This window comes from Streptomyces hokutonensis, from assembly GCF_042751305.1.
Taxonomy (GTDB): Bacteria; Actinomycetota; Actinomycetes; order Streptomycetales; family Streptomycetaceae; genus Streptomyces; species Streptomyces hokutonensis_A.
In genome coordinates this window covers 178,892-198,369 of the sequence record NZ_JBHYWD010000011.1, presented here as the reverse complement: position 1 = coordinate 198,369, position 19,478 = coordinate 178,892, and the positions used below count along the sequence as shown (strand labels likewise).

Annotated in this window: 17 protein-coding genes; 10 read left to right on the top strand and 7 right to left on the bottom strand. The window is 71.4% G+C overall.

Annotated elements, in window-relative coordinates; translation table 11 throughout:
* Positions 1-162: 162 nt before the first annotated feature.
* Together ACFXC1_RS28345 and lnt are read right to left on the bottom strand one after the other, a co-directional pair.
* On the bottom strand, positions 163-642 hold the full coding sequence (locus ACFXC1_RS28345) for an NUDIX hydrolase (RefSeq protein WP_381247349.1): 480 nt from the start codon (positions 640-642) through the stop codon (positions 163-165).
* A 77-nt stretch (positions 643-719) separates the two neighbouring features.
* A complete protein-coding gene (lnt, locus tag ACFXC1_RS28340) occupies positions 720-2,330 on the bottom strand; it encodes an apolipoprotein N-acyltransferase (protein ID WP_381247347.1) in 1,611 nt (536 codons plus the stop codon).
* A 232-nt stretch (positions 2,331-2,562) separates the two neighbouring features.
* On the opposite strand from lnt, the gene ACFXC1_RS28335 reads away from it, so the two are divergent.
* On the top strand, positions 2,563-3,630 hold the full coding sequence (locus tag ACFXC1_RS28335; RefSeq protein ID WP_381247778.1) for an O-antigen ligase family protein: 1,068 nt from the start codon (positions 2,563-2,565) through the stop codon (positions 3,628-3,630).
* Between the two features lie 15 nt (positions 3,631-3,645).
* Here ACFXC1_RS28335 and ACFXC1_RS28330 read toward each other — a convergent pair whose 3' ends face one another.
* Positions 3,646-4,191, bottom strand: a complete 546-nt coding sequence (locus tag ACFXC1_RS28330) for a hypothetical protein (protein ID WP_381247345.1) — start codon at positions 4,189-4,191, stop codon at positions 3,646-3,648.
* A gap of 106 nt (positions 4,192-4,297) precedes the next feature.
* Positions 4,298-5,083, bottom strand: a complete 786-nt coding sequence (locus ACFXC1_RS28325) for a glutamate racemase (RefSeq protein ID WP_381247342.1) — start codon at positions 5,081-5,083, stop codon at positions 4,298-4,300.
* Positions 5,084-5,152: 69 nt separating this feature from the next.
* Here ACFXC1_RS28325 and ACFXC1_RS28320 point away from each other — a divergent pair, with 69 nt between their 5' ends.
* Complete coding sequence (locus ACFXC1_RS28320) at positions 5,153-6,319, top strand: glycosyltransferase (protein ID WP_381247777.1); 1,167 nt, start codon at positions 5,153-5,155, stop codon at positions 6,317-6,319.
* Between the two features lie 4 nt (positions 6,320-6,323).
* On the opposite strand, the gene ACFXC1_RS28315 is transcribed toward ACFXC1_RS28320, so the two are convergent.
* Positions 6,324-7,619, bottom strand: a complete 1,296-nt coding sequence (locus ACFXC1_RS28315; protein ID WP_381247339.1) for a TerD family protein — start codon at positions 7,617-7,619, stop codon at positions 6,324-6,326.
* Positions 7,620-7,917: 298 nt separating this feature from the next.
* On the opposite strand from ACFXC1_RS28315, the gene ACFXC1_RS28310 reads away from it, so the two are divergent.
* The 4 genes from ACFXC1_RS28310 to ACFXC1_RS28295 all read left to right on the top strand — a co-directional run bounded on the left by ACFXC1_RS28310 (position 7,918) and on the right by ACFXC1_RS28295 (position 12,542).
* Positions 7,918-8,349, top strand: a complete 432-nt coding sequence (locus tag ACFXC1_RS28310) for a DUF6643 family protein (protein WP_019075119.1) — start codon at positions 7,918-7,920, stop codon at positions 8,347-8,349.
* Positions 8,350-8,391: 42 nt separating this feature from the next.
* Positions 8,392-9,216, top strand: a complete 825-nt coding sequence (locus tag ACFXC1_RS28305; protein ID WP_381247336.1) for an MOSC domain-containing protein — start codon at positions 8,392-8,394, stop codon at positions 9,214-9,216.
* A gap of 178 nt (positions 9,217-9,394) precedes the next feature.
* Positions 9,395-10,000, top strand: coding sequence for an Rv1733c family protein (locus ACFXC1_RS28300; protein WP_381247333.1), 606 nt, complete (start codon positions 9,395-9,397; stop codon positions 9,998-10,000).
* Between the two features lie 106 nt (positions 10,001-10,106).
* Positions 10,107-12,542 (top strand): right-handed parallel beta-helix repeat-containing protein, encoded by a 2,436-nt coding sequence (locus ACFXC1_RS28295; protein ID WP_381247330.1) that lies wholly within the window; start codon positions 10,107-10,109, stop codon positions 12,540-12,542.
* Here the strand turns inward: ACFXC1_RS28295 and ACFXC1_RS28290 are convergent.
* Positions 12,512-14,851: a hypothetical protein gene (locus tag ACFXC1_RS28290; protein ID WP_381247327.1), complete on the bottom strand. Its 2,340-nt coding sequence runs from the start codon at positions 14,849-14,851 to the stop codon at positions 12,512-12,514. The genes ACFXC1_RS28295 and ACFXC1_RS28290 overlap by 31 nt on opposite strands.
* A gap of 291 nt (positions 14,852-15,142) precedes the next feature.
* Between ACFXC1_RS28290 and ACFXC1_RS28285 the strand changes: the two genes are divergently transcribed.
* Positions 15,143-15,973, top strand: a complete 831-nt coding sequence (locus tag ACFXC1_RS28285) for a DeoR/GlpR family DNA-binding transcription regulator (protein WP_362976214.1) — start codon at positions 15,143-15,145, stop codon at positions 15,971-15,973.
* A 117-nt stretch (positions 15,974-16,090) separates the two neighbouring features.
* Complete coding sequence (locus tag ACFXC1_RS28280; protein WP_381247324.1) at positions 16,091-16,564, top strand: SRPBCC family protein; 474 nt, start codon at positions 16,091-16,093, stop codon at positions 16,562-16,564.
* Between the two features lie 88 nt (positions 16,565-16,652).
* Here the strand turns inward: ACFXC1_RS28280 and ACFXC1_RS28275 are convergent, their stop codons facing one another.
* Positions 16,653-17,777: a PLP-dependent cysteine synthase family protein gene (locus ACFXC1_RS28275; RefSeq protein WP_381247321.1), complete on the bottom strand. Its 1,125-nt coding sequence runs from the start codon at positions 17,775-17,777 to the stop codon at positions 16,653-16,655.
* Positions 17,778-18,115: 338 nt separating this feature from the next.
* Here ACFXC1_RS28275 and ACFXC1_RS28270 point away from each other — a divergent pair, with 338 nt between their 5' ends.
* Together ACFXC1_RS28270 and ACFXC1_RS28265 are read left to right on the top strand one after the other, a co-directional pair.
* Entirely contained in the window at positions 18,116-18,442 is a 327-nt protein-coding gene (locus ACFXC1_RS28270) for a hypothetical protein (RefSeq protein WP_019075127.1), read from the top strand.
* Positions 18,443-18,724: 282 nt separating this feature from the next.
* Complete coding sequence (locus tag ACFXC1_RS28265; RefSeq protein WP_381247318.1) at positions 18,725-19,279, top strand: ATP-binding protein; 555 nt, start codon at positions 18,725-18,727, stop codon at positions 19,277-19,279.
* Positions 19,280-19,478: the final 199 nt, after the last annotated feature.

The following is a 19,478-nucleotide window of genomic DNA, read 5'->3' as shown; positions in this document are numbered from 1 at the left end:
GCACGAGTCATCCAGGGTGAACGCCGACGCCGCCCCGGAGCCGCCAACACCCGCGACCCCAGGGTGAGTTGGATCTCCGGGGCGCGGGACGGGTCCTGCCGGTCCGCGCCGAGGAGCGGGGGTCCGGAAAGCCGGGGTCCTCGGCGGCGGAGCGCAGTCGTCTCAGTCGGACGTCGTGGTGTCGAACCATGTGGGTGCGTCGGCCAGGGTCTGCTTGATCCGGAACAGCTGGTGATCGCTGAGTTCGGGCAGCGCGTCCAGCTCGAACCAGCCGACCTCCAGGGACTCGTCGTCGTTCACGGCGGCCTCGCCGCCGACGGCCCGGCAGTGCAGGGTGATGTCCATGAACTGGCAGGTGTCACCGTTCGGGTAGTTGATCGGTCCCCCGGCCTTGACCATGACGATCCGCTCGGCCACGCACTCGACGGCCGTCTCCTCGAACACCTCGCGCACCGCGCACACCGCGGGCTGCTCACCGGGCTCGGGAATACCGGAGGGCAACGCCCACTCGTGGTTGTCCGACCGCTTGCCCAGCAGCACGCGTCCCGCGTCGTCGAAGACCACGGCGCTCACCCCGGGAAGCCACAGCAGTTGGTGCCCGGCGGATTCCCGGATCGTACGAATGAAATCAGGAGTAGCCATGGTCAGACCCTAACGGGACGATCCATGGCCACTCCACGAACTGCCGTGTGTGCGACGGGTATACGACGGGTGTACGGCTACGCGTCACCCGTGCGCCGCCGGCGCAGACCCGCGCCGATCGCCCAGCCGAGGCCGCCCGCGGCGACGAGGACCAGGGCCATTTCGGGCAGGATGCCGAGCTTGGTGGCCGGTGTCTCCGAGGAGCGCAGCGGCACCTTCTGGACCAGGGAGTCGGCCACGAACATGCCGGTCTTCTGGGTGATCTTCCCGTCCGGCATGATGATCGCGCTGACGCCGCTGGTCACCGGGACCGTGACGGTCCGGCTGTGTTCGACCGCGCGGACCCGGGACATGGCGAGCTGCTGGTAGGTCATCTCGCTGCGGTCGAAGGTCGCGTTGTTGCTGGGCACGGAGATCAACTGGGCGCCGTCGGTGACCTCGGAGCGCACGGCCCAGTCGAAGGCGGCCTCGTAGCAGGTGACCAGGCCGATCTTGGCGCCGTTCATGGTGAACACGCCCGGCTTGGTGCCCCGGCTGAAGTCCTGGCGGACCATGCTGGTCCAGTTCTTGTTGATGGCCCCGAGGAGCGAGCGCATCGGGAGGTACTCGCCGAACGGCTGGATCTGACGTTTGTCGTAGGTGCTGGTCGGGCCCTTCACCGGGTCCCAGAGGATCTGCTCGTTGTAGAGCTTGCCGCCGCGTTCGACCACACCGCCGACCGAGATGGGCGCGCCGATCGCCTTCGCGGCTTCGTCGATGTCGGCGTAGGCCTGGGCGTCGGCGAACGGATCGACGTCGGAGGAGTTCTCCGGCCACAGGACCACGTCGGGCTTCGCGACCTTGCCGGCCTTGACCTTCGCGGCCAGCCGCAGTGTCTCCTTGACGTGGTAGTCGAGGACGGCGCGCCGTTGGGCGTTGAACTCCAGCCCCGCGCGCGGGACGTTGCCCTGAATGAGCGCGACGGTCGTCGTTCCGTCCTCCGCCTTGTCGCTCACCAAGGAACGCGCCGCCACCGCGCCGACCACCGGTACGGCCACGCTCAGCAGGGCCACGGCCGCGGCGGACCGCCGTACCTCATGGGTGCGCCGGGTCTCCAGGGCCAGGCGCACGATCTCGTACAGGCCGAAGCCGCAAAGTACGACGGCGAAGCCGAGGACCGGGGTGCCGCCCACCGCGGCGAGCGGCAGGAAGACGCCGTCCGCCTGGCCGAACGCGATCTTGCCCCAGGGGAAGCCATGGAAGGGGACACGCGCGCGTACCGCCTCACCGGCGATCCACAGTGCCGCCGCCCACAGCGGCCAGGCGGGCAGTTTCGACACCGCGGTGATGCCCGCGCCGACCAGCGCGACGAAGATCGCCTCGGCCGCGACCAGCGCGAGCCAGGGGCCGGGGCCGACTTCGACGCCGGTCCACACCAGCAGCGGCAGCAGGAATCCGAGGCCGAAGAGGTAGCCGAGGCCGAGGCCCGCCTTCCAACTGCGGCCGCGCAGCACCCACCCGAAACAGGCGAATGCGGGCAGCGCCAGCCACCACAGCGTGCGGGGCGGGAAACTGACGTAGAGCAGCACTCCGGAGAGGGCGGCTACGGCGGCCGGGACCAGACGGACGAGCCGGGCGAGGCGCGCTGCGGGCGCGGCCTGGGGCTCCAGCTGGTCCGACTCGTCCACGGAAGTTGCGGTGACGGTCACTCCGGGAGTGTACGGCGGTTGACCTTGGGGCCGACAGCGCGGTCCGGATGGCAGCACGGGGCACTGAACAGGACAGGAGCCGCATCGTTCCTGCGCAACTCGTCCACAAATCGGTCATCAGCCGTTACGGTGTGCCGGAGCCCCTGTCGTGCGGTCGGTCCAGGCCGGCGGCCGGGGTCGGTCACGGGTCGGGGGGCTCGGTTCAGGGGGCGGCGGGGTGGGTTCCACGGGGATGGCGTCGGCGACCGGTCCGGACGCTGACAGCGAGAGACGAAACGTTTCGGATGCCGTGGGTGTCGCGGTGCTCGGGGCATGTGCCGCGTGGTCGCTGATCACCGCGGCGATGCACGACGGCCGGCCCGAGGGGGTGCTGCTCGCGGTCCTGGCGGTCTCCGCCGGGTACGCGTCGGGGCGGATCTCCGGGGCGCTCGTGCCGGTCGCCGCGCCCTGTGCCGGAGCGCTGGCGGGCCTCGGTCTGGCACTCGCCGAGCCGCGTCTCGCCCCCGGCCCCCAGTTCGTCGCCCCGCTCGGCGACGCCGGTGCCACGGCGGCCCTGCTGACCCTGGCCGTCGGTTGCGCCTGCTGCGCGGCCTGGGCCGCCCCGGCCCCGGCGGTGCGGCTCGCGCTGTGGCTGCTGGCCGCCGGGATCACGGTCACCGCGCTCGTCCTGGGCTCGGTCTCGGGGTTCGTCACGTGTACGGCGGTGCTGCTGTGCTCGTTCGCGGCCGGCCGGATGCGGCACCGCGGTCTCGGTGTGGTGGGCCTCGGCCTGGCCGCGGCGCTGGTGACCGGGGCGACCTGGGCCATCGCCGGAAACGTGCTGCCGGACGGGCTCACCGAGTCCCTGGAGGGCCAGCTGAGCCTGCACCGGGTGCAGCTGTGGCAGGACGCCCTGCACATGGCGCACCGGGATTCCGCCCTGGGGGTGGGACCGGGGCGCTTCGGAGAGCTGAGCAACGCGGCGGCCGATGCCCTGCTGCCGGACGGGAAGCCGCACTCGGCGCCCTTCCAGATGGCGGCCGAGCAGGGGATCGTCGGCGTGCTCCTGCTGGCGGCGGCCTTCTGCTGGGTGCTCCACGCGTTGTGGCGCACTCCGCGCTCCACCCCGGTCGCGCTCACCGCAGGGGCAGCGCTGACGGGCCTCGCGGTCATCGCCTCGGTGGGCAACGCGCTGAGCTTCACCGCGGTCACGGCAGGCGCGGGTTTCCTCGCCGGGCTGGCCACGGCCCACCCGATCACCGACGACGCCTCACGCACCGCCCCGGACGCACGCGCGCGTGGCGACCGCCTTGCCCCATGAGGGGCGAGGGTGACGTCAGTGCACCGCGCCGGGCGCGGGCGGCACCAGCCGGTCCGTGATGATCCTTACGGCCGCCTCCGCGTTGTCCACGGTGATGGTGAACGTGTGCCCGTCCCACAGCCGCAGCACAATACCCTCACCACGCCGTACGACGACGGCGGTGCCCTTCTCGGGCCGCCAGCGGTAGCCCCAGCCGCCCCACTGGCGCGGAGTGACGTGCGGGGCGAACTCGGCGCCCGCGACGCTGGCGAGGGGGATACGGCGGCGCGGCACACCGATGTGGCCGCAGCGCACTTCGAGGGTCTCCGTGTCCACCTTCAGGGCGACGTGCACGAAGGCGAGCGTGCCGAACAGCATCAGCAGTCCGGCCGCGATGCACCCGACGACGGACATGGCGAGCGGGGCGACACCGGACGTCCACGCGGAGTCCACGGCCAGCTCGATGCCGAGCGCCATGCAGGCGGCACCGGCGAGCGCCAGCAGCCACTGGAACCGGTTGGTGGCCCGTCCGGTCCAGATCTCGGTCTGCGGGAAGGTTTCGTCGCGGGGGTGGTCCCTCATGCCTACGAGACTACTCAGGTTTCGCTGCGCGGGTACCGCGTTGCGGAGGGTGACCGTTTTGCGCGCCGACAACGTGGACGCACAGCATCCGCTTCGTCGCAGGTCGTCAGTGGGCGGGGGTGACGGCCCGCAGCAGCCGGCCTTCCGCGTAGGCCGCCGCCTCGACGGGCAGCGCGCCCTCACGACCGCTCAGCAGCACCGTCAGCGTGCCGTCGGACGGCGCCTCTGGTGCGGGCTGCGCACCGATCCGGCGCAGCGCCTGGGCGGCGACCGCGTCGGCGGAGCCGTGCAGGACGAGCGGCGGACGGTCGGGGCGCTGGACGGCGGCCCGGATGCGTTCGGCGACGATTTCGTAATGGGTGCAGCCCAGGACGACGGTCGTTACATCGTCGGGGGTGAGCGCGGCGGCCGCGGCGATGGCGGCGTCGATGGCCGTCTCGTCCGCGTGCTCCACGGCCTCGGCCAGTCCCCAGCAGGGGACCTCCGTCACCGGCACTCCTTCGGCGAAGTCCTCGATGAGACCGCGCTGGTAGGGGCTGCCGGTGGTGGCGGGCGTGGCCCAGATCGCGAAGGGCGTGCCGCCGGCGGCGGCCGGTTTGATCGCCGGGACCGTGCCGATGACCGGGATGCCCGGCTCCAGGAGGTCCCGCAGTGCGGTCAGGGCGTGGACCGTCGCCGTGTTGCACCCGACGATCAGGGCGTCGGGCCGGTGCGCGGCGGCGGCCTCGGCGACGGCGAGCGCGCGCCGTGTGAGGTCTTCCGGAGTCCTCGGTCCCCAAGGCATGCCGTCGGGGTCCAAGGAGAGCACGAGATCCGCGTCGGGGCGTACGCGCCGTACCGCCGCGGTGGCCGCCAGAAGGCCGATTCCGGAGTCCATGAGCGCGATCTTCACCCGGCCACGATAGACGATGGCCTCTGTGGAGCCGCTCCCTTGGGGCAGACTGCGGCCGTGAGCACCCTCGTGTGGACCGCCGCCGTATCACTCGCCGCCTGGCTGTGGCTGCTGCTCTGCCAGGGCTTCTTCTGGCGCACGGACGTCAGACTGCCGGCCCGCACCGACCCGGACGACTGGCCGTCCGTCTGCGTGGTCGTGCCGGCCCGTGACGAGGCCGCCGTACTGCCGGAGAGTCTGCCCTCGCTGCTCACCCAGGACTATCCGGGGCGGGCGGAGATCTTCCTTGTCGACGACGGGAGTTCGGACGGCACCGGGGAACTGGCCCGTGAACTCGCGCGGACGCGGGGCGGGTTGCCGCTCACCGTGGACTCCCCCGGTGAACCTCCGGCGGGCTGGACGGGCAAGCTGTGGGCCGTACGGCACGGTGTCGAGCTGGCACGCGCGCGTGGCCCCGAGTATCTGCTGCTGACGGACGCCGACATCACGCACGCCCCGGACAGTCTTCGGGAGTTGGTGGCGGCGGCGCGCACCGGTGGCTTCGACGCCGTGTCGCTGATGGCCCGGCTGCGCGTGGAGAGTCCCTGGGAGCGGCTGGTGGTGCCGGCGTTCGTCTACTTCTTCGCGCAGCTGTATCCGTTCCGCCGGATCGGCCGGAAGGGGGCCCGCACCGCGGCAGCGGCGGGCGGCTGTGTCCTGTTGCGTGCCGACACGGCCGAGCGGGCGCGGATCCCGGACGCCATCAGGCACGCGGTGATCGACGACGTGGCGCTCGCGCGTGCCGTCAAGGGCGGCGGGGGCCACATCTGGCTGGGGCTCGCCGAGCGGGTGGACAGTGTGCGCCCCTATCCGCGGCTGCACGACCTGTGGCGGATGGTCTCGCGCAGCGCGTACGCGCAGCTGCGGCACAACCCGCTGCTCCTCCTGGGGACCGTCGTGGGGCTGGCGCTGGTGTATCTCGTGCCCCCGGTGGCCCTGTTCGTGGGGCTGGGCGCGGGCAGTTCGGGGGCCGCGGTTCTCGGCGGGCTCGCGTGGCTGGTGATGACGGGGACGTACGTCCCGATGCTCCGCTACTACGGACAGCCGCTGTGGCTCGCTCCCCTGTTGCCGTTCACCGCGTTTCTGTACCTCCTGATGACGGTCGATTCCGCGGTGCAGCACTACAGGGGACGCGGTGCGGCCTGGAAGGGCCGCACGTACGCGCGTCCTGACGCCGTCGTCGGCGAGGAGAGCTGAGCGCTCACTTGCGGCCGGGGGTCCAGTTCATGCCCCACCCGTAGACGCGGTCCACGGTCCGCTGCGGGCTCACGCCACGGTCGGGGACGAGGTAGCGGGCCTCGCGCTGGACGACGAGGTCGCCCCCGGTGTTGGTGATCAGGGCGAGGGCGCACACCGTGGAGGGGACAGTGCACTCGTCGAGCGAGAAGTCGATCGCGGCGCCGTGCTGGGGCTGGAGGGTGACGGTGGCGTGCAGGTCGGCGAAGGAACGGGCGCCTTCGTAGATGGTCACGAAGACGAGGATGCGCCGGAAGTCCTTGATGTGGTCGAGGTTGACGGTGAGGTTCTCGCCGCTCGCGGACGCGCCGGTGCGGTCGTCGCCGTCGAGGTGGATGTACGGAGGCCCTTGCAGGGAGCCGTACGCGTTGCCCAGGGCCTGGACGACGCCCTTGCGGCCGTCGGCGAGTTCGTACAGGGCGCACAGGTCGAGGTCGAGGTCCGCGTGCATCGCGACCGCCCGGCCGCGCTTGCTGCCCCAGCCCGAGAACTGCTTGCGCACCTCCCAGTTGAGGTTCACGCGCATGGCGCCCGAGGTGCCGCCCTGCTTGGTCAGGGAGACCGAGGGGGCCGCCTTGGTGAGCGTCACCTTGGACAGCCGGACGGGGGCGGTGGGCGGCATCGGGGGCGGAGGGGGCGGCGGAGTCACCGTCACGGGCGGAGCCACGGTCACGGGCGGCGGGGGCAGGTTCACCGGTGGTCCCGAGGGCGGCGGCATGGTGACGGCCTGTGCCGCCTGCTGCGGTTCGTCCACGGTGATACCGAAGTCGGTCGCCAGGCCTTCGAGCCCGGTGCCGTAGCCCTGGCCGACGGCCCGGAACTTCCAGGCGCCCTGGCGGCGGTAGAACTCGCCGAGCACGAAGGCGGTCTCGACCGTGGCGCCCGTACTGTCGAAGCGGGCGACGACGGTGTTCTGCGCGGCGTCCCGGACCTCGATGTACAGATCGGGGACCTGGCCAAACGTTCCGCCGTCGGCGGAGGCGGCGAGGACGACACGCTCCACGGCGGGCTCCACGCGCGCGAGGTCGACGAGCAGGGTGTCGGTCATCCGCCCGCCGGCGTTGTTCTTGCCCTCGTGGCGGACCGCGCCGGAGGAGTGCGCAGGCTGGTTGTAGAAGACGAAGTCGGCGTCGGTGCGGACCTTCCCGTCGACCAGAAGCAGGGCCGAGGCGTCCGCGTCGGGGACTCCGGGGCCTGGCCGCCACCCCAATTCGACGCGCAGTGCCGTCGTCGGCACCGGAACATTCGATCCTTTCGGCATTGACATGTCCTGCCCCCATCGCGTGTCACCGTGCCAGGACACGCCCCGGCAGCCCATTGGGTGTCTACTCGCACAACCTATTCCCCGGGGCCGCGAACGCCCATGAGGAGCGCGCCAACACCCGCGGCCAACCGCTGGTAACCCGCCGGGAACTCGGGCTTTACACGATCAGAACACGGATCCATGCCCTATTTTGACAAGTTCGCTCGCATTGGGGATCCCATGCCACTGCCGACACGGAAAACAACCCTCTAATCGGTCTCCCCAACCACCACATCGTGGGCTTAACTTATGTGCCATGACCTCCCCCCGCTCCACTTATGGCGGCGGCTACTACTCCGCCTCCTTCCCGGACACTCCGATCTACGACTCCCTCGTGGCCGAGCGGGGGACCCCGCAGATCGCCCCGATCCGGGTTCCCGCCGCGTACGACATGCCGGGGAGCAACCTGCCCGCGCTGCCGTCGGCGCTGCCCGCCCTCCCGGCGGGTCCCTCGCAGACCCCCTACGGCTACCCGCAGGCGCAGCAGCCGTCACCGCTGCAGCAGGCGCCCGCCGCCTACATCCCGCAGCAGGCCCCGCCGCGCGGCTACGGCCAGCAGCAACAGCAGCCGCGTCCGATGGCGGCTCCGGCCGGCTACGAGGCGATGCGTCCGGCGGCTCCCCGCCCGGCTCCCGCTCCGTACCAGCAGGACCCGTACAGCAACAACCAGCAGTACCGCGGTTACTGATCCGCACCCTGCGCTGTCGGTGCCGCCTGGCACGATGGAGTGATGGGGAATGCGGAGCTGCGGTCTGTCCACGTTCATCCGGTCAAGGCGCTCCGGGGCTTCTCGCCCCGGGAGGCTCAGGTGGAGCCTTGGGGGCTGGCCGGTGACCGACGCTGGGCGCTGATCGACGACGGGGGAAAGGTCGTCACGCAACGCGAGCACCCGCGTCTCGCACTGGCCGCCGCCGAGCTTCTGCCCGGCGGCGGTGTTCGTCTGTCCGCGCCCGGCCTCGACCCGCTGACCGTGCCCGTCCCGGAGCCGGTCGCCACTGTGGCGATGGAGATCTTCGGCACCAAGGTGGACGCGGTGCCGGCCTCCGCCGCCGCACATGTGTGGTGCGGCGCCTATCTGGGGTTCCGGGTCCGTCTCGTCCACATGGACGATCCCGCCACCCGCCGCCCCGTCGACCCCGAGTACGGACTTCCCGGTGAGACGGTCGGCTTCGCCGACGGCTACCCGCTGCTGCTGACCTCCGAGACCTCCCTCGACGCCCTCAACTCCCTGATCGCGCAAGGCGATTACCCCACCGAGGGGCCGCTGCCCATGAACCGGTTCCGGCCCAACGCGGTCGTGGCGGGCACGGCCGCCTGGGCCGAGGACGACTGGTCGCGCGTCGCGATCGGCGAGGTCACCTTCCGGGTCGCGAAGATGTGCGGGCGCTGCGTCGTGACCACCACCGACCAGGGCACCGCCGATCGCGGCAGGGAGCCGTTGCGCACCCTGGCCCGGCACCGCCGTATAGGCGGCAAGCTGATCTTCGGGCAGAACCTGGTGCCCCTGTCCACCGGCACGATCCGCGTCGGTGATCCGGTCCGGATTCTCGCGTAGCCGAAGATCCGTCGTTGGAGGTGCGGGGCGGGAACCCTCCCCGTGGGCCTGGTCGTTGAGATCCGTGAGAAGTTCATGAGAGGCCCGGGGAGAGGTGATTTCGCTCTCTCTTCGACGCTCGTCTCGCGCGAACGGCTCTCCCAGGAGTTATCACGGAGCGGGAAGGGGGTGCGGGACGGTGGGAGCAATCAGGGGTCTGTGGCGCTGGCGGCGCAATCCACTGCGTCGCGCGACCGATCTGGTCGAGGCCTGGCTGGCCCTCGTGGTCCTGCTGCTGGTCCTGGTCGCCGCGCCCTTGATCGGTTCGCTCGTCGGCGCCGTCGCGCAGGACAGCCTGCAGCGGTCGGTGCGTGAGCAGCGAGCGGACCGTCATGTCGTGACGGCCACGGTGGTCAAGAAGCTGAAGGGGGCCGAGCTGGACCCCGACCCCGACTCGGCCACCGCGCGGGACGTCCGCACCCGGGTCCTCGCCGACTGGACCGCGCCGGACGGCACCGTCCAGCACGGCGCGGTGATGGCGAGCCTCAACACCCCGCACGCGGGCGACCACTTCAGGCTCTGGACGGACCAGCACGGGCACATAGTGGCCCGCCCGCTGGACTCGGCCACGGCGACTACGCACGCCGTGCTCGCCGGGTTCGGTGCGGCGCTGCTGACCGCCGGGCTCGTCGACAGCGGACGGCGGTTCGTGCTGTGGCGCATGGTCCGCCGCAGGTACGCGCGTTGGGACCGGGCATGGGAGCGGGCGGGCCCGGACTGGGGCAGGACCGGCACCGGCAGCTGACAGCCTTCCGGCTCTGGTCAACCCACCGCCCGCACGCACGCTACGGTGGACCGGCGAAGGCTTCGGCATCAACCCGCGTACCACGAGGTGGGGGCACAGCAGCGCCATGGCACAGGGCACGGTCCAGGTGACGCACACCGGCACATCGCGGTGGCGGCGCCGCACAGGTGAGTACGCGTCGCTCGCCGCCGCCCTGGAGGCCGCGGCCGAGGGCGACGTACTGACCGTCGCTCCCGGCACCTACCGCGAGAACCTCGTCGTGCAGCGGTCGGTGACCCTGCGCGGCCCCGAGGGTTCGCCCGGCTCGGTGCGCATCGCGCCCCTGGACGGCGTGCCGTTGACCGTGCGCGCCTCGGCGATCGTCCAGGACCTGCATGTCGAGGGCCAGGACTCGGCGGCGCCCGCCCTCCTTGTCGAGGACGGTGCACCGGAGTTGACGGATCTGCGGATCGTCACGCGCTCCGCGTCCGGCATCGAGGTGCGCGGCGGTGCCCGACCCACCGTGCGGCGCTGCACGGTCGACAACCCGGCAGGCATCGGGATCGCCGTACTCGACGGCGGTGGCGGGGTGTTCGAGGAGTGCGAGGTCGTCTCGGCCGGCCAGGCGGGCGTCGCGGTCCGCGACGGCGGCCACCCGCGCCTGGAGCGCTGCCGCATCCACCACGCCTCGGGAGTGGGCCTGTCCGCGACGGGTGAGAACTCCTCGCTGGAGGCGGTGGGTTGCGAGGTCTACGAGACGCGCGGCAGCGGCGTCCAGATCACCGGCCGGGCCACCGCGCACCTCACCGACTGCGATGTGCACCGTACGGCCGCGGACGGCGTCACGCTCGACACGGACGCGGTGCTGACACTCGCCGACTGCCGTATCCACGACATCCCGGAGAACGCGGTCGACCTGCGCTCCCGCTCGGTCCTGACGCTGACGCGGACGACGGTGCGTCAGTTCGGGCGCAACGGGCTGTCGGTGTGGGACCCGGGCACGCGCGTGGACGCCAACCAGTGCGAGATCTTCGACAGCACGGGTGACTATCCGGCGGTGTGGGTCAGCGACGGGGCGACGGTGGTCCTCGACTCCTGCCGGGTGCACGACGTACCGGACGCACTGTTCGTGCTCGACCGCGGCTCCCGCGCGGACGTCGTCGACAGCGACATCTCCCAGGTGCGCAACACGGCCGTGTCAGTGAGCGACGGCGCGACCGCGCAGCTCGACGACTGCCGGATCCGGGACGCGGCCACGGGCGCCTGGTTCCGCGACCACGGCAGCGGCGGCACCCTCAACAACTGCACGGTGGACGCCACCCAGACCGGCGTGATCGTCACCAAGGGCGCCGACCCCACCATCGAGCGCTGCACGGTCGACTCCCCCGCCGAGGCCGGCTTCTACGTCTCCGCGGGCGGCCGGGGCACCTTCCAGAGCTGCCGGGTGACGGGCAGCGGCGGCTACGGCTTCCATGTCATAGACGGTTGTCGTACGACGCTCAAGAAGTGCCGTACGGAGCGGTGCGCGCGCGGTGGTTACGAGTTCGCGGACGCCGGACCGGACGCGGGGCCCGGCACCGGGCCCGTCGTCGAGGACTGCACCAGCGACGAGAGCGGCCTCAAGCAGCCGACCGCCCACGAGACGGCCGTGGAGACGGCGAGCCAGGCGACCAGTGTGCTGGGCGCCATCCCCGGTCAGCGCACCGCCGAACAATCGCCCCCGGTCGCCGCGCCGGAGCCGGAGAAGGAGTCCCGCACCTCCAAGGCGGTCCTCGGTGAACTCGACGGACTTGTCGGCCTGGACAGCGTCAAGCGCGAGGTGCGTTCCCTCATCGACATGATCGAGGTGGGCCGCCGCCGCCAGCAGGCCGGACTCAAGGCGGCCTCCGTCAAACGGCACCTGGTCTTCACCGGCTCCCCCGGCACCGGCAAGACGACGGTCGCCCGGCTCTACGGCGAGATCCTCGCCTCGCTCGGTGTCCTGGAGAAGGGGCATCTCGTCGAGGTGTCCCGGGTCGACCTGGTCGGCGAACACATCGGCTCGACGGCGATCCGCACCCAGGAGGCCTTCGACAAGGCGCGCGGCGGGGTGCTGTTCATCGACGAGGCGTACGCGCTCTCCCCGGAGGACTCGGGCCGCGACTTCGGCAAAGAGGCCATCGACACGCTGGTGAAGCTGATGGAGGACCACCGGGACGCGGTCGTGGTGATCGTCGCGGGCTACACGGCCGAGATGGAGCGGTTCCTGTCCGTCAACCCCGGTGTGGCGTCCCGCTTCTCACGGACCATCACCTTCAGCGACTACAACGCCGAGGAACTGCTGAGGATCGTCGAGCAGCAGGCCGAGGAGCACGAGTACCGGCTCGCGGAGGGCGCGTCCGAGGGACTGACGAAGTACTTCACGGCGATCCCGAAGGGCGCCGCGTTCGGCAACGGCCGTACCGCGCGGCAGACCTTCGAGGCGATGGTGGAGCGGCACGCGAGCCGGGTCGCCCAGGTCGAGGAGCCGAGCACGGACGACCTGACCCTGCTCTACGCGGAGGACCTGCCCGAGCTGCCCTGAGGCGGCACCTCGGGCCGCAGCCGGGCCAGCAGCCGTGCGCGTTCCTCGGCGAACGCCGGGTCGGCCTGGTAGTCGGAGTGGCCCAGGATCGGTGCGGGCAGCGGGTGTTGGGCGGTACGGCCGTACTCCAGCGGGTCCTTGAGGGGGCCGTGGTCCACCTCGGGGCCGCAGTCGCCGGACAGGCGCACCGGGCCGCCGATGGGGTCGGTGAGCCGGTAGAGATTGCGCCAGCAGTCGACCTCGTGGTGCAGACGGCTGAGCGCGGCCGGTCCGAAGTGGGCGGGGAACCAGCGGCCGTAGAGGCGCTCCAGGGGTGAGCCGTAGGTCAGGAGGGCGACTCGTTTGCGCTGGGCCGGTTTGAGTTGCCAGGCCGCGGCTGCCGCCAGGACGCTGCCCTGGGAGTGGCCGGAGATCACGAGCCGGCCGCCGGTGGCCCGGGTCCAGGTGGCGATCCGCCAGGTCAGGTCGGGCACCGCGCGCTCGGCGTAGCACGGCGGCGCGAAGGGGTGGGCGGCGCGCGGCCAGAAGGTGCCGACGTCCCACAGGATGCCGATCGTGCGCCGCGCGGAGGGGTCCTTGTAGGCGCGCCTGCCCCAGGTGACGAAGAGGATGAAGCCGAGCCCGATCAGCCAGGAGCCGAGGCCCTGGGAGGTCTGGGCCGCACCGTGCACGAAGGCGTGGCCGCCCTGCCCCGCCCGCGACGGTGTCCTGTCGGTCGTGAAGGCGCCGATCAGCGCTCCGGCGCCCAGGAGCAGGGTGGCGGTCGCGGTGACGGCGACAAGGAGGGGGCCACGGTCGGTGAGCGTGGCCATCGCGCGCGTGCTCGCGATCCGGGCGGTGCGCGCCCGGTCCTTGCGCCCGCTCGGGTAGTCGAGCGCCACGGCGGCCAGTTCGCTGCGGCGCAGCCGCCAGGTGCGGTGCCCGAGTACGGCGCAGAGGACGAGTACGACGACCAGGAGCAGCGGGATCACCGAGGCCTGCCAGGTGAGCAGGACGGGCGGGCCCGCGATGGACGTGCCGGTGCCGTCCAGCCAGTCGGAGACCCGCTGGGACACCCCGCCGGACATCACACCTCCCAGGGCGCAGGCCAGCATCGCGACGGCCGGTCCGCCGAGGCCGCGCATCGCGGCGCGCGGGTCGGGGTGGGTGCGGTGCAGCAGGTGGGCGACGACCGCGAGGGCGATCACCAGCAGACCCTGGACCAGGGCGATCCCGCCGAAGACGGGGTCGCCCGGCAGCCGCCCGGCGGACTCCCATCCCGGACGCGACCAGCCTGCGTACAGCAGGGCGAGGGCGAGCAGCAGGAGCGCGCCGAGCGGCAAACGTCGTACGAGACGGCGGTCCAGGGCCTGGTCGAGGCGGTGCTCGCTGCGGCCCCGGCGGCACACGACGTAGACCACGACGAAGGCGAGGCCGGCGAGCGCGGTCTCCAGGAGCGCGCCGAGGCCGGCCAGTGCGTGGGAGCCGTCGGGTCCGCGGTCGAAGCGGGCCGCCGAGACGGTGGCGGCAGCGGCGACCACCAGGAGGCCGGCCGCCGTGTGGGCGGCGCGGAGTCGGGCGACCAGGCGGCGGCCGTACCAGAAGCCGGGCCGGCCCAGGGCACTGCTGTCGGGCGTGTCGTCGGGTTCGGCTCTGCGGGGCATCGGCTGCTGGGACTCGTACTCACTCCAGGTTCGGCGCGAGAGGTACCAGAGCAGGACGGTCAGCGCGGTCGGCACCAGGGCGGCGAGCGCGAGGCGGCGGCCGGGGCGGCTCCACCAGCTGTCGTGCGACACGGCGGGCGACAGGAAGCCCAGCCAGGAGTGGCGCTCGGCGCACGCGCGCGTGCCGGCGCACTGCCAGGCGGCGAGATCGAGGGCGACCTCGCAGGCCGCCGCCACGAGCAGCACGGTCAGGGTGAGTCCCGCGAGCCGCACCAGCAGACCGTAGAAGCGCACCGTCCGCTTCCGGTCGCGGGCGGTGGGGCGCATCCAGTGCGCGAGGTTGACGACCATGAACGGCAGCAGCAACAGCCACAGGGCGCGGGTGCCGTTTCCGGAGGTCAGGTTGCACCAGACGTACGCCTCGCGGATCGGTCCGGCGCGGCCGTCGGCGGTTCTGGACTCGGCGTCGACGTCGGCGGTGCGCCGGAAGACGGCCGCCGTGTCGTCGCCGGTGATCCGCACCGTGCGCGGATCACCGAGCATCTCCTCGGGTGTGGCGCCGCCGACTCCGTGGACCAGGAGTTCCAGGGCGGGTTCGGTCCGGTCGGGCCGTACGGCGGGCTCGTCGGCCCCGCTCGTGACGGCATGTTCCTGCACACGCTCCACTGTTCGCACATCCCCCGTGACGTACCGTCTGACTGTGTTCGTGTGCACACCAGGATCGCCCCTTTCGGCGCGTCGCACACGCCCTGTGACCGAATCTCCCCCGATCCGGGTGACAACGCGGGGGACGGATGAGGTCCCGATGACATGTGCGCGTCGGGACAGGCGATGGCGCAGTGCTTGCGGGGGCGTGCGAGGATGGGACGTCCGCGCACCGCAGCCGGGACGAAGGTCCTGCTCCGAGCCGGTGCGCCGGACGGTCGGACGGGTTGAGGCGAAAGGACCGGAGCGTACGTGAGTGAGAATCAGAACCTCCTCGCGGAGCAGCGGCGCGCCCTGATCCTGGACGAGGTCCGGCGCCGCGGTGGCGTCCGCGTCAACGAACTGACCCGCAAGCTCGGCGTGTCGGACATGACCGTTCGCCGCGACCTCGACGCGCTGGCCCGTCAGGGCGTTCTGGAGAAGGTGCACGGCGGGGCGGTACCGGTCGTCGAGGCGAGCACGCACGAGCCGGGCTTCGAGGCGAAGTCGGGTCTTGAGCTCACCGCCAAGGAGGACATCGCGCGGGCCGCGGCGGAACTGGTCGCGCCCGGTACCGCGATCGCGCTCTCGGGCGGTACGACGACGTATGCGCTCGCGCATCACCTGCTGGAGGTCCCCGACCTCACCGTGGTCACCAACTCGGTGCGGGTGGCGGACGTCTTCCATGCCGCACAGCGCACCTCGGGGCAGCGGCAGGGCGCGGCGACGGTCGTCCTGACCGGCGGGGTGCGGACCCCCTCCGACTCGCTGGTGGGACCGGTGGCCGACCAGGCGATCGCGGCGCTCCACTTCGACATGCTCTTCCTCGGCGTCCACGGCATATCGGTCGAGGCCGGGCTGTCCACGCCGAACCTCGCGGAGGCCGAGACCAACCGCAGGCTCGTGCAGTCGGCGCGGCGGGTCGTGGTGGTCGCCGACCACACCAAGTGGGGGACGGTGGGCCTGAGTTCGTTCGCCGCGCTGGAGCAGGTCGACACGCTGGTGACGGACGCGGGGCTGCCGGCCGAGGCGCGCGAGGACATCGCGGAGCATCTGCGGCGGCTCGTGGTGGCGGGCGAACCCGACGACGAGGACGACATCTGACGGGACGGGGCAGACATCTGACGGATCGCCAGCTATCGTGACCTCGCTTCGGCCAACGTCGTTTCGGTCAACGTCGCTCGGGTCAACTTCCCTTCTCCGTCAAGGGGGTTCGCGTTCATGGCCAACCATCTCCGCCCCGTCGGGCTCGACTTCATCGACAGCGCTCCGGTACGGCTGATCTTCGCGCAGGAGATGTCGGCGGCGCCCGACGCCGTCTTCCACGCCCTCAACGACGATGTGCCGGGGTGGGCCGAGTGGTTCGCGGCCGTGACCCGGGCCGAGTCGGTCGACGACGGTGCCGGGCGCGACATCCGGCTCAAGGGTGGCGGCCACTTCCGGGAGACGGTGATCGCGGCGAAGGAGGCGGAGGTGTACGCGTATCGGGTCGACGTCACGAATGCGCCGGGGGCGCGGGCGTTGGCCGAGGAGTGGCGACTGGTCCCTGCGGGGGACGGCGGGACTCGGGTTCAGTGGACGTTTGCCGCGGACGGAACTGCGGTGTTTCGGGGGGTTGTCCGGTTGGCCGGTCCTGGGTTGGGGCGGGCGTTCAAGGGGGCGGTCGCTGAGTTGGATCGGCGATTGGGGCGGTAGGGCTCGTTGTTCGGCTGCGGGTTCGTTGTGGCTGAGCGCGCAGTTCCCCGCGCCCCTGTCGGGGCGCTCCACCACCGGCGTCCATAAGTCAGTTCGGCCATACTCCCGTCTTCAGTAGTGATGTGATCGCCCTGCTGTACGGCGTGATGTCCAGGCCCTGTTCCGTCAGCCATGTGTCCGAGTAGTACTTGTCCAGATAGCGGTCGCCCGGGTCGCACAACAGGGTTACCACGCTGCCTTGTTGGCCTGCTGCCACCATCTCGGCGATGATCTTCAGGGCGCTCCAGAGGCCGGTGCCGGTGGAGCCGCCCCCCTTGCGGCCTATGGCTTGTTCCAGGGCTCGCACGGCGGCGACGCTGGCCGCGTCCGGGACCTTCATCATGCGGTCCACTGCGCCCGGCACGAAGCTCGGTTCCATGCGGGGGCGGCCGATGCCCTCGATACGGGAGCCGCAGTCGCAGGTGACGTCCGGATCGCCGGTGGTCCAGCCCTCGAAGAAGCAGGAGTTCTCCGGGTCGGCGACACAGACCAGGGTGTCGCGCTGCGTGTAGTGGACGTAGCGCGCGAGCGTCGCCGAGGTGCCGCCGGTACCGGCCGTGGCGACGATCCACGCGGGCTCCGGGAAACGCTCCAACTCCAGCTGGCGGAAGATGGATTCGGCGATGTTGTTGTTGCCGCGCCAGTCCGTGGCCCGCTCCGCGTAGGTGAACTGGTCCATGTAGTGGCCGCCGGTCTCCACCGCCAGGGTGGCCGACTCCTCGTACATCCTGCGCGAGTCGTCCACGAAGTGGCACCGGCCGCCGTGGAATTCGATGAGGCGGATCTTCTCGGCGCTGGTCGTGCGCGGCATGACCGCGATGAAGGGGACGCCGATCAGCTTGGCGAAGTACGCCTCGGAGACGGCGGTGGAGCCGCTGGACGCCTCGATCACCGGGCGGGTGGGCCGGATCCAGCCATTGCACAGGCCGTAGAGGAAGAGGGAGCGGGCCAGGCGGTGTTTGAGGCTGCCCGTGGGGTGGGTCGACTCGTCCTTCAGGTACAGGTCGATGCCCCAGTGCTCGGGCAGCGGGAAGCGGAGGAGGTGGGTGTCGGCGGAGCGGTTCGCGTCGGCCTGGACTTTGCGGACGGCTTCTTTCAGCCAGCTCCGGTAGGCGGTGTCACTGCGGTCGACATCGAGGGTGGCACCGGGCGGGGCCTGTGGGGTGGTGCTCACGGCGGGGCTCCTTACGCTTCGCGCCGACGGCGCGTCGCGCGGCCGACCCCTCGATCATATGCACCTTCCGCACGCTTCTCACCTGCATAAACGTCCCTTTGGGGAGCTCAAAGGCAGCCTGGGGAGCGATCACGGCGGATCCCGGGAAGCGATCACCGCGGATCCTGGGGGCGCATTTGTGCGAGTGCTTCGGATACTCACCGTGACCGCCTTGTACGTACTGGTGCTCGACGCCCGGTGCGGGCAGACTGCACCGGAGCGGGACGAACGTCCTGAACGGGGGCGCACACTGGATCACACTGGATCACCGGATGTCCTGGAACAGGGGGCGGGGAAGCATGGCGGAGCCGGAGTTCACGGCCACGGGCGTGCGGATCGGGAAGCGGCTGCGGTCACTCACCCGGGCCGGACAGGTCCGGATCAATGACGGCCGACTGGAGTTGCTCACCAGTTACGGCAGCGAGATCGACAGCGCGCCGGTGCAGGCGGTACGCGCGTCGAAGCCCTGGTTCGCCCCGGAGGACCGGGCGCTGGCCGATCTGAACGGGAATCGGTACCTGTTGACGCTCGGCGAGCACGACCCGGCACCGGGGCAGCCCGGGCCTCCTGCGGCACGGCGGTTCATCGAGGCGGTGCGTAAGGCCGCCGGGCGTGGGGGCGGCTGACCGGTCTGTGCCGAGTGCCGTCGGCGGGCGGGCGGCGCGGGACGGGCGGGCAGGCAGGCCGAGCAGGGTGGCAGCTGACCGTGGCGCGAGCCGGCGGTGAACAGCGGCAAGTTGCGAGACCGTCACCCCTGCGTCACTCTGGTCTCACGTCACTCTGGGTTTACCGGCGATAACGCTGCGAACCAGCCGCCGGGCACAACAGCAGGCGGCCTATTTCCCTCGACCAGCCTGCTGGATCCGAACTCCGTGTTCTTCCGGGCCTCTCGTCGGGGAGTCGCAGCCGTGATCACTCACCCAAGCAGGCACTGCGCGGTAGAGCTCCAAGCCCTGCCGTCGCGGATCGGCCAGGTCCGCAGAATCGTATCTGCGCAGTTGCGCTACTGGCATCTCGATCCACTCATAGACCGGGCGGCGCTCGGTGTGACCGAGCTTCTGACCAACGTCCACCGGCACGCCCAGCCCGACAAGACGTGCACCGTCGAGATCGAGCTGCTGCTCGACCACCTCGTCGTCTCCGTGCACGACCACGATCCCCGGCTCCCTGTCGTGGGCGACATCTCCGACGTCGCGGCCACTGCCACTTGTGGGCGGGGGCTCGCGATGGTTGCTGCGGTCAGCGAGAGTTGGGGGGTGCGGGCGGAGGGGGAGTCCGGGAAGGTTGTTTGGTTCATGCTTTCGGCTACGCCCTCGACAGCGCCTGCGGAGGCAGCGGCGGCACCGACGCCCGCGCGTCGGGTGGGTGCGGTGAAGCCTGCGCAGCGGTTCGTCAGCGAGGTTGACCTTCCGGACGAACATCGGTCCCAGCACGCTCCCGCCCGGTCGGCCGTTGCCGGTTGATCGGGCGGTGATTTGGGGTGGGGGGGTTGGGGGGGCTGACTGGGGCGATGTTGGGTGGGTGCCGGGGAGGTGGGGCGGTGTTGGGTAGGCGCCGTTCGCCCCTCTTTTGGTTCGGTCGCCTTCGGGGCGCTTCAAGCCGGTGTCGAGAGGCCCACCGTGCTCGGCGCTGCGCGCCTCCGCGCGCTGGACCTCTCGACAC

Excerpts from the sequence above, each read along its gene's own strand:
- ACFXC1_RS28270 (WP_019075127.1), top strand. The coding sequence starts at position 18,116 with ATGGCGGAGCCGGAGTTCACGGCCACGGGCGTGCGGATCGGGAAGCGG.
- ACFXC1_RS28315 (WP_381247339.1), bottom strand. The coding sequence starts at position 7,619 with ATGCCGAAAGGATCGAATGTTCCGGTGCCGACGACGGCACTGCGCGTC.
- ACFXC1_RS28345 (WP_381247349.1), bottom strand. The coding sequence starts at position 642 with ATGGCTACTCCTGATTTCATTCGTACGATCCGGGAATCCGCCGGGCAC.
- ACFXC1_RS28295 (WP_381247330.1), top strand. The coding sequence starts at position 10,107 with ATGGCACAGGGCACGGTCCAGGTGACGCACACCGGCACATCGCGGTGG.
- ACFXC1_RS28330 (WP_381247345.1), bottom strand. The coding sequence starts at position 4,191 with ATGAGGGACCACCCCCGCGACGAAACCTTCCCGCAGACCGAGATCTGG.
- ACFXC1_RS28335 (WP_381247778.1), top strand. The coding sequence starts at position 2,563 with ATGGCGTCGGCGACCGGTCCGGACGCTGACAGCGAGAGACGAAACGTT.
- ACFXC1_RS28310 (WP_019075119.1), top strand. The coding sequence starts at position 7,918 with ATGACCTCCCCCCGCTCCACTTATGGCGGCGGCTACTACTCCGCCTCC.
- ACFXC1_RS28305 (WP_381247336.1), top strand. The coding sequence starts at position 8,392 with ATGGGGAATGCGGAGCTGCGGTCTGTCCACGTTCATCCGGTCAAGGCG.
- ACFXC1_RS28280 (WP_381247324.1), top strand. The coding sequence starts at position 16,091 with ATGGCCAACCATCTCCGCCCCGTCGGGCTCGACTTCATCGACAGCGCT.